This window comes from Cloacibacillus sp. (assembly GCF_020860125.1).
Classification (GTDB): Bacteria; Synergistota; Synergistia; order Synergistales; family Synergistaceae; genus Cloacibacillus.
Genome location: NZ_JAJBUX010000030.1, coordinates 21,533 through 28,941 on the forward strand (window position 1 = coordinate 21,533; position 7,409 = coordinate 28,941).

The following is a 7,409-nucleotide window of genomic DNA, read 5'->3' on the forward strand; positions in this document are numbered from 1 at the left end:
CCCTTTGCCTTTAATTTTTATTAAAAAACACCGTACTTCTGAGCGTAGTTCCCTTACCTACCTCTGATTCTATTTCAAATGTATCACTGTTGCGCTTTATGTTCGGCAGTCCCATGCCGGCGCCGAAACCCATTTCCCGGGCCTGCTCCGTCGCCGTGCTGTAGCCAGCGGTCATCGCCTTGCTGATGTCGGCGATTCCGGGACCTTCGTCTTTAACCACCAGATCCACATGATCCTCCGATATCATCGCCTGCAGAGTTCCGCCGCCGGCGTGGATCACCAGATTGATCTCGGCTTCGTAGGTGATGATCGCGACACGCCTGCAGACATCGGAAGCTATTCCTAACATTTTGAGGGTATTTTTTATATTATTCGAGGCTGCGCCGGCAACCATAAAATCGTTCCCCTCAATTCTGTATTCAAGACAGACAGGGGCTCCCATATTTTACATCTCCTGAATCTGTATGCTCGGTTTCATACCCTTCTCATAGAGGACGCCACAGGCTTCAAACATACTGTATCTTGTAAGGAGAATAGGGATCCCGTTATCTTTCGCCAGCTGAACGGTCTCTTCAAGCGGGACCTTTCCGCGCACGAATACGATGGCGGGGATGTCGAGCATCTGCGCGGTGCGCACGATCTGCACGTTTGTCAGCCCGGTCAGAAGTAGCGAGCCCGGCGTGCAGAATGCGAGCACATCGCTCATAAGATCACATGCATAGGCGTTGTTTACCACAATACTGTTAAGATCGTCCGATGTTGAAATATTTTTAGCATCAAGTAATGATGCCAATTCTTGCAAAGTCATCTTCTCTGCCCCCTGAAAACTTTATTTGTATGCTATAGAGAGAGTACAAACTCATTGTGTAAAGAATAACAAAGAGAGGAGAGAAAAACAAGTGCGCATAGATGCCACTATTCACAATAAATGTAGTAATATATGGGCGAAACCTAAGAGGAAGTGATTTTTATGTTCTTATTCTATATTTCCGCCTTTGCTTTGCTCGCCATCTTTGTCGGAACGGGCATCGTTATCGGCAGCAGGGGCGCCGGTAAAAAAGACTATAGCCTTGGCGGACGAAGGGCCGGGGCGACGGGCGTCACGGGGATACTGCTCGGCGCGCTCGTCGGCGGCGCCTCTACCGTGGGGACCGTCCAGATGGCCTATACCTACGGCATGACGGCCTGGTGGTTCACCCTCGGCGGCGGCATCGGCTGCCTGCTTCTGGGGCTGCGTTTCGCGGTGCCGCTGCGCAGCTCGGAGATAACGACGATCGCCGACTACCTTGAAAGAAGCTACGGCGGCTCCCGCTGCGGCGCGGCGATCGCCTTTACCGCCACCATCTCCTCGTCGGTCGGCACCTTCATCTCCATCTGCGCGCAGTTCCTCGCCTGCCTCGCGCTGATACGCGGCGTGCTGCCGCTTCCAGCGTGGAGCGCCACCATCGTCGCCGCCCTCTCGATATGGGGCTTTATCGCCGCCGGCGGGATGAAGAGCTTCTCCACCCTCGGCACGGCAAAAATATTCATCCTTTACATAGTGCTCGTGATCTGCGCGGGAGCGGCATATTATCACGGCGGCGGTTTCGCCGCCACGACAAAGACGCTGGGCTTCCATCCGTGGTTCAACCTCTTCGGGCGCGGTTTCTTCCCCGAACTTGGATACCTCGCCTCGATGATCGTCGGCGTCTTCACGACACAGATATACATACAGTCGTTCGCGGCGGCCAAAGACGCCGCGGCGGCCCGGACGGGAGCCTTCGCCTCCGCGGTGCTGATGCCGCCGATGGGGCTCCTCGGAGCCTGGATAGGACTCTCCGTGCGCGCAAGCGGCGTCGAGATCGCCCCCGACAGGGTGCTGTCGTGGTTCATCATGGACTCTTTTCCGCCTCTCTTTGGCGGGCTGATCTGGGGCGGCGTCCTCATCACCGTCGTCGGCTGCGCGGCGGGCCTTATTCTCGGCATCGCCACCAATATAACAAAGAACTTCATCCCCAAAAGGATAATGGAAAGATACGCCTCAAAAGACAGCGCCATACAGCAGGGGCTCGTAATATTGATGATAATCCTCGCGGCGCTCTCCGGCGTCGGCGGCGCCGGTTCGATGATATTGGAATGGAGCTTCGTAAGCATGGGGCTGCGCGGCGCGGGAACTTTCTTCCCCTTCGTGCTCGCGGTGCTCAAACCAGGCTTCCTCTCTCCGCCCTGGGCGCTCGCCTCCAGCATCGGAGGACTCGCGGGAATGCTGTTGTGGGCGGCGGCGGGACTGCCTCAGGACCCGCTCTTCGCCGGACTAGCGGTCTCGGCGCTGTGCGTGGCGGCGGGAATCATCTTCGGAAAAAGGGAATTGCCCTTATAAAAGGTTTCTCAGCTGTGTTCCCTGCCCCAGAGACACATGGCGTCCATGATCGGAAGCAATGAGAGCCCTTTTTCCGTGAGGGAATACTCCACCTTCGGCGGCACCTGCGGATACTCGCGCCGCTCTACGATGCCTGAGGCCGCAAGCTCCTTCAGCGCCATGCTCAGCGCCCTGTAAGAGACGCCGCCCATCTCGCGGTGCAGTTCGTTGAAGCGGATATTATTATCCCTCTGCGCGATCAGGTAGATGATGATCATCTTATGTTTCCCGCCGAGTATAGAGAGCGTGTAGCCAAAATGAGTATCCTTCAGCAGCTCTCCCGGCGCGACGCAATTTTTGTTTACTGCCATCGTCACTCACCTTTTGTATAGTAACTGAAAAAATATTGCGTTCTTGTTTTTACCTCTCCCATTATATAGACTTATGCCATAACAGACAAAGTAAAAATAATCTTATGGGAGGAATCGATTATGGGAGAGAAAAAAATACTGACGATGCTTCTGGGCAGCCCGAGAAAAGGCGGCAACTCCGAGACGCTGGCCGACGCCCTCGCCGCGGGCGCGGCGGAAAAGGGTTATGAGGTGAGAAAGGTCCGTCTGGCCGGAATGACCCTCAAGGGCTGCATCGACTGCCGCCGCTGCTGGAGCGCGGGGACGCCCTGCATTCAGCGCGACGACATGGATAAAGTCTACGCGGATATCGAGGCGGCGGATGTCGTCGCCCTCGTCTCGCCGCTCTACTTCTTCACCTGGCCGGCGCAGATCAAGCCGGTATTCGACCGGCTGCTGCCCTTCTACGCCAAAGAGGCCCCGCGCGGACTCAAAGGCAAAAAGACGCTCCTCCTCTCAGTAGCGGGAGACAACGAGGCGGAAGTTTTCGACGGACTGCGGGCAACCTACCGCCTTACGGCCAATTACCTCGGCTGGGAAAACGCCGGCGAGGTCTGCGCGCACGGAATCTATACGCGCGGTGAGATGGAAGAGAAGGGAGCCGCCTGGCTCGAAGCGGCGAAGGAACTTGGCAGAGGGCTCTAAAGACACATATAAGAAAAACGAAACATGCCCCGCTTCACAGTGAAGCCGGGGCCTGTTTTTATCTTTAACGGTGGCGCGTACGCCGCGCGGGACGGCGCTTACCTCTTATATCCGATGATATCCCTCAGCAGCATCCTGCGCCATTCCTGGCCCTTCTCGTCCTCAACGCCCTTCGTCGTAAAGCCGTCGATCACGCCCAGCACGCCGCGCCCCTGCCCGCTCTCGGCGACCAGCAGCTGCAGCGGATTCGCCGTCGCGGCAAAGATGCGGCAGACCTCCTGCGTATCCTTTATCCTGTTCAGCACATTGATGGGATAGCCCTTGCGCATCACGATAATAAAAACATGGCCCGCGTTTATCCTCTTCGCGTTCTCCACCGCGGCCTGCTCCATCTCGGCGTTGTTCCCATCGTGGCGGATGAGGCAGTCTCCAGAGGCCTCGCAGAAGGCAATGCCGAACTCAAAACAGGGAGCGGCAGTCACCATCGCCTCATAGAGATCCTCCACCGTTTTTATAAAATGGCTCTGCCCCACGATGACGTTCGCATCTTCGGGAATATCCACCTGCACGATACCTATATTCAGATTCTCAGCCATAAAAAACACCTCCGAAAATATTCTTTACCTCCATTAGTATAGCATCTTCCCCACAATAAAAAAGCGGCGGCCCCATCGCTAAGGCCGCCGCGGACTGACAGTTCGTTCCGTTACTTCTTCTTGAGCTCCGCGATCACCGCGTCCGTGATATCGATACCGCCGTAGAATACCGCTTCCTTGTCCACGACGACGGTGAGCTTCTTCTGGTTCGCCACAGTCCTGATCGCAAGGTTGATATCCTTGAAGAGCGGCTCCATGAGCTTCTGCTCTTCCTTCGCAAGCTCCTGGCGCTTCGACTGGTAGATCTGGGCCTTTTTCTTATCGTCTGATTCCTTGTCTATCGCCGTCTGGGCTTCCTTCTGCTTGCTCGCGGTGATGTCCTTGAGCTGCTTCTGGACCTGCTCAAACTTAGGATGCTGGAGCATGATCTTCTGTGTGCTTATCGTACCGATCACATCAGCTGCAAAGGCCGAACCTGCCATAAACAGAGCGGCTGTCACAGCTAAAATTGATACTAAAACTGTCTTTCTCGAAACCATTGAATTTCCTCCTCTTGTTCGCAGGGGTATTTTTCAAATAACCTCTGACTGCCTGACCTGAGTATTTTACATTGTTTTTCCCATAAAGTCCACGCATAATCTGTGATATCAGGGCAAACACATCATGAACGATATAAATCGGCGTTTATAAGCTAATAGCAAAGCGCCGGTCTATCTCCCATCCTCCGCCGCCTGACGCGTTTCGGCTCTTTTTCATAAAAAACACGTCAAAATATTTTACGTGAGGAATTTTTAGGTATTATTACTGTATAATAAAATGAATTATTCCGTTAAGGAGGACAAGACAATGTGCGAAACAGACGGCGGCGCGGACGCCAAGAAACTTAGGTTGCCCCCCCCACAAGACTAATCATAAGTTACAGTTAACGTTTTTTTTACTCTTACTTATCTTCACGGCGTTCGCTACGCTCTCCCTCTCATGGGCGGACGACGGCAATCCACCCCCGAATAACGACGACGTCCGTCAGATCGCCACCAGCGGCGACCTCATCAGCTTCCGCGACGCCGTCAACGCTGGCAGCGCGGACATCAACGCGAAACTCATGAACGACATCGACCTATCGGACAGCGACGGCAGCCCCTCGGAATGGATACCCGTCGGCCAATACACAGATAAGACACCCAACGGCTACGCCGGCAGCTTCGACGGCGGCGGCTTCACCGTGAGCGGCTACATCGTCGCCTCCGCCGACGCGGTGAGCGCGGACAAAGACGGCAGCCTCGCCGCGGGCTTCTTCGGCCTCGCCGGCCAAAGTGCCAAGATCCGCGGCCTCACCGTCAGCGGCGTCGTCAGCGTTGACATCGGCAACGATGGCATCGATATCCACGCGGGCGGTATCGCGGGACGTAACAACGGCGGCACGATATCGGACTGCGTCAGCGGCGGCGAGGTCTCGGCCTCCGGCGGCGGCGGCGACCACAACAGCTACGCGGGCGGTATCGCGGGAGACAACGACAGCGGCACGATAACCGGCTGCGCCAACAACGGCGAGGTCTCGATCTCCTACGGCTTCCAAAACTACGCGGGCGGTATCGCGGGAGACAACGACAAAGGCACGATTACGGACTGCGCCCACTACGGCGGCGACGTCTCCGCCTCCGGCGGCGAAAACAACTACGCGGGCGGTATCACGGGAGACAACGACGGCAAGATAATCAACTGCGCCCACTATGACGGTGATGTCTTGACCTCCCGCGATTTCTCATCATACACAAACCACGCGGGCGGTATCGCGGGAGTCAACAGCCCAGACGGCACGATAATCAACTGTGCCCACTACGGCGGCGAGGTCTCGGACTCCGGCAGCAGCAACAAAAACATGGGCGGTATCGCGGGAACCAACAGCCCAGACGGCACGATAATCAACTGTGCCCACTACGGCGGCAAGGTCACAGCCTCCGGCAGCGGCAGCAAAAACATGGGCGGTATCGCGGGATACAACAACGGCAGGATAACCAACTGCGCCCACTACGGCGATGTCTCGGCGTCAGGCGGCGCCAGGAACCGCGCGGGCGGTATCGTGGGATACAACTTTAGCGACGGCACAAACGACAGCACAATAACCAACTGCGCCCACTACGGCGGCAAGGTCACAGCCTCCGGCGGCAGTGGCTACAACCGCGCTGGCGGTATCGCGGGATACAACAATAAAGGCACGATAACCAACTGCGCCTACGGCGGCGGCGAGGTCTCGGCCTCCGGCACCGAAGACGCCGCGGGCGGCATCGCGGGATACAACACCACCACAGATAACCCAAATGGGGTAAACATATCCAACAGCTGCTGGCCCGTCTCCGGCGATTTTGAGGCCGTTGGCTCCGGCGACAAGGGCACGGACGCCGTCAGCGCCGACGTCGCCTCCCTCGACGCGGCGGAGATGCAAATGGCCGTCACTACCGTCCTGCCCGCGAAGCGGACGCTCCCCGTGGCGCTTGGCGGCTACGCCCCCGCCCTGGTCTCCTACCCGGGCAAGGCGGACGATATGACGGGCTACCTCTCCGTCAGCGGCGACATCTATGTCGCCTCGCCGGATATCGCCGGTATCTCCAGAGGCTGGCCCTGCGCCGTCTCCGGCAAAAAAATCGGCGTGACGGCGGTGAGCTTCGACATCGACCTCCGCGCCACCGATTTCGGCAGCCTCAGGAGCGACCCCAAACCGATCGCCGCAGGCTGCGCCGCCGCCCCCCTCGCCTTCTCCGTCGCCGTCAGCAGCATCAGCCTCGACAATACGACGCTGGAGCTGACGGTCGGGGAAAAACAAATACTCATCGCCTCTGTTGAGCCGGTTGACGCGAAAGATGAGATCAAATGGAAGAGTACGAGCACTGACATCACCGCGGTCGATAATAAGGGTGAAGTGACCGCCGTCAAAAGAGGCAAAGCGACGATCACCGCCTCCGCCAGAGGCGTCACCGCCAGCTGTGATGTGACCGTCTTCCAGAAAATCGAAAGCCCGGACGTTACGCTCTCGCCGGACGTCTTCATCTACGACGGGAATAAAAAAGAACCGAAGGTAACGGTCACTGTCAGCGGCGATACCCTCGTCGAAAGCAGCGATTATACCTTAGTCTATGACGACAACACTGAGGTCGGAGAAGCGACGGCGACGGTGACGGGCATAAAGAGTAATTACTACTCAGGCACGGTAATCAAGGACTTCACCATCCTCCCCAAGCCCGCCTCTCCCGACGTCACGGATAAGACACGCACTGACGCCGACGGCTCCGGCGTCCTCGTCGTCGAGCCGAATACCACGGAGGAGTTCGCCGTCTATGACGCGCTTGGCCGTCTGAGCTTTGACAAGGCCCTGCCGGACAACATCAGCGCCGACGCGAAGGCCGTACAGCCCGGGAGCGCCGA

At 57.2% G+C, this 7,409-nt stretch carries 8 protein-coding genes; 3 read left to right on the forward strand and 5 right to left on the reverse strand.

The features are described 5' to 3' along the window. Window positions 1–10: 10 nt before the first annotated feature. Both LIO98_RS03935 and LIO98_RS03940 read right to left on the reverse strand, forming a co-directional pair. Window positions 11–442, reverse strand: a complete 432-nt coding sequence (locus tag LIO98_RS03935) for an ATP-binding protein (RefSeq protein ID WP_066746008.1) — start codon at window positions 440–442, stop codon at window positions 11–13. 3 nt (window positions 443–445) lie between these two features. Then, window positions 446–808, reverse strand: coding sequence for a DRTGG domain-containing protein (locus tag LIO98_RS03940; RefSeq protein ID WP_291953485.1), 363 nt, complete (start codon window positions 806–808; stop codon window positions 446–448). 162 nt (window positions 809–970) lie between these two features. Between LIO98_RS03940 and LIO98_RS03945 the strand changes: the two genes are divergently transcribed. Beyond that, the gene (locus tag LIO98_RS03945; protein ID WP_291953486.1) at window positions 971–2,359 is read left to right on the forward strand and encodes a sodium:solute symporter family protein; all 1,389 of its coding nucleotides are present in this window, start codon (window positions 971–973) and stop codon (window positions 2,357–2,359) included. Between the two features lie 8 nt (window positions 2,360–2,367). Here the strand turns inward: LIO98_RS03945 and LIO98_RS03950 are convergent, their stop codons facing one another. Beyond that, on the reverse strand, window positions 2,368–2,709 hold the full coding sequence (locus LIO98_RS03950; RefSeq protein WP_291953487.1) for a helix-turn-helix domain-containing protein: 342 nt from the start codon (window positions 2,707–2,709) through the stop codon (window positions 2,368–2,370). A gap of 120 nt (window positions 2,710–2,829) precedes the next feature. Here LIO98_RS03950 and LIO98_RS03955 point away from each other — a divergent pair, with 120 nt between their 5' ends. After that, the gene (locus tag LIO98_RS03955) at window positions 2,830–3,393 is read left to right on the forward strand and encodes a flavodoxin family protein (protein WP_291953488.1); all 564 of its coding nucleotides are present in this window, start codon (window positions 2,830–2,832) and stop codon (window positions 3,391–3,393) included. A 98-nt stretch (window positions 3,394–3,491) separates the two neighbouring features. Here LIO98_RS03955 and LIO98_RS03960 read toward each other — a convergent pair whose 3' ends face one another. Further along, entirely contained in the window at window positions 3,492–3,989 is a 498-nt protein-coding gene (locus LIO98_RS03960) for an adenosine-specific kinase (protein WP_291953489.1), read from the reverse strand. Window positions 3,990–4,099: 110 nt separating this feature from the next. Continuing rightward, window positions 4,100–4,528, reverse strand: a complete 429-nt coding sequence (locus tag LIO98_RS03965) for an OmpH family outer membrane protein (protein WP_291953490.1) — start codon at window positions 4,526–4,528, stop codon at window positions 4,100–4,102. A gap of 563 nt (window positions 4,529–5,091) precedes the next feature. Here LIO98_RS03965 and LIO98_RS03970 point away from each other — a divergent pair. Further along, window positions 5,092–7,409: Ig-like domain-containing protein (locus LIO98_RS03970; protein ID WP_291953491.1), on the forward strand; the 2,318-nt coding region annotated here is incomplete at its 3' end.

Bases quoted from the DNA above. Each gene is read 5' to 3' on its own strand.
- LIO98_RS03950 (WP_291953487.1), bottom strand. From the start codon at position 2,709: ATGGCAGTAAACAAAAATTGCGTCGCGCCGGGAGAGCTGCTGAAGGAT.
- LIO98_RS03960 (WP_291953489.1), bottom strand. From the start codon at position 3,989: ATGGCTGAGAATCTGAATATAGGTATCGTGCAGGTGGATATTCCCGAA.
- LIO98_RS03940 (WP_291953485.1), bottom strand. From the start codon at position 808: ATGACTTTGCAAGAATTGGCATCATTACTTGATGCTAAAAATATTTCA.
- LIO98_RS03965 (WP_291953490.1), bottom strand. From the start codon at position 4,528: ATGGTTTCGAGAAAGACAGTTTTAGTATCAATTTTAGCTGTGACAGCC.
- LIO98_RS03945 (WP_291953486.1), top strand. From the start codon at position 971: ATGTTCTTATTCTATATTTCCGCCTTTGCTTTGCTCGCCATCTTTGTC.
- LIO98_RS03955 (WP_291953488.1), top strand. From the start codon at position 2,830: ATGGGAGAGAAAAAAATACTGACGATGCTTCTGGGCAGCCCGAGAAAA.
- LIO98_RS03935 (WP_066746008.1), bottom strand. From the start codon at position 442: ATGGGAGCCCCTGTCTGTCTTGAATACAGAATTGAGGGGAACGATTTT.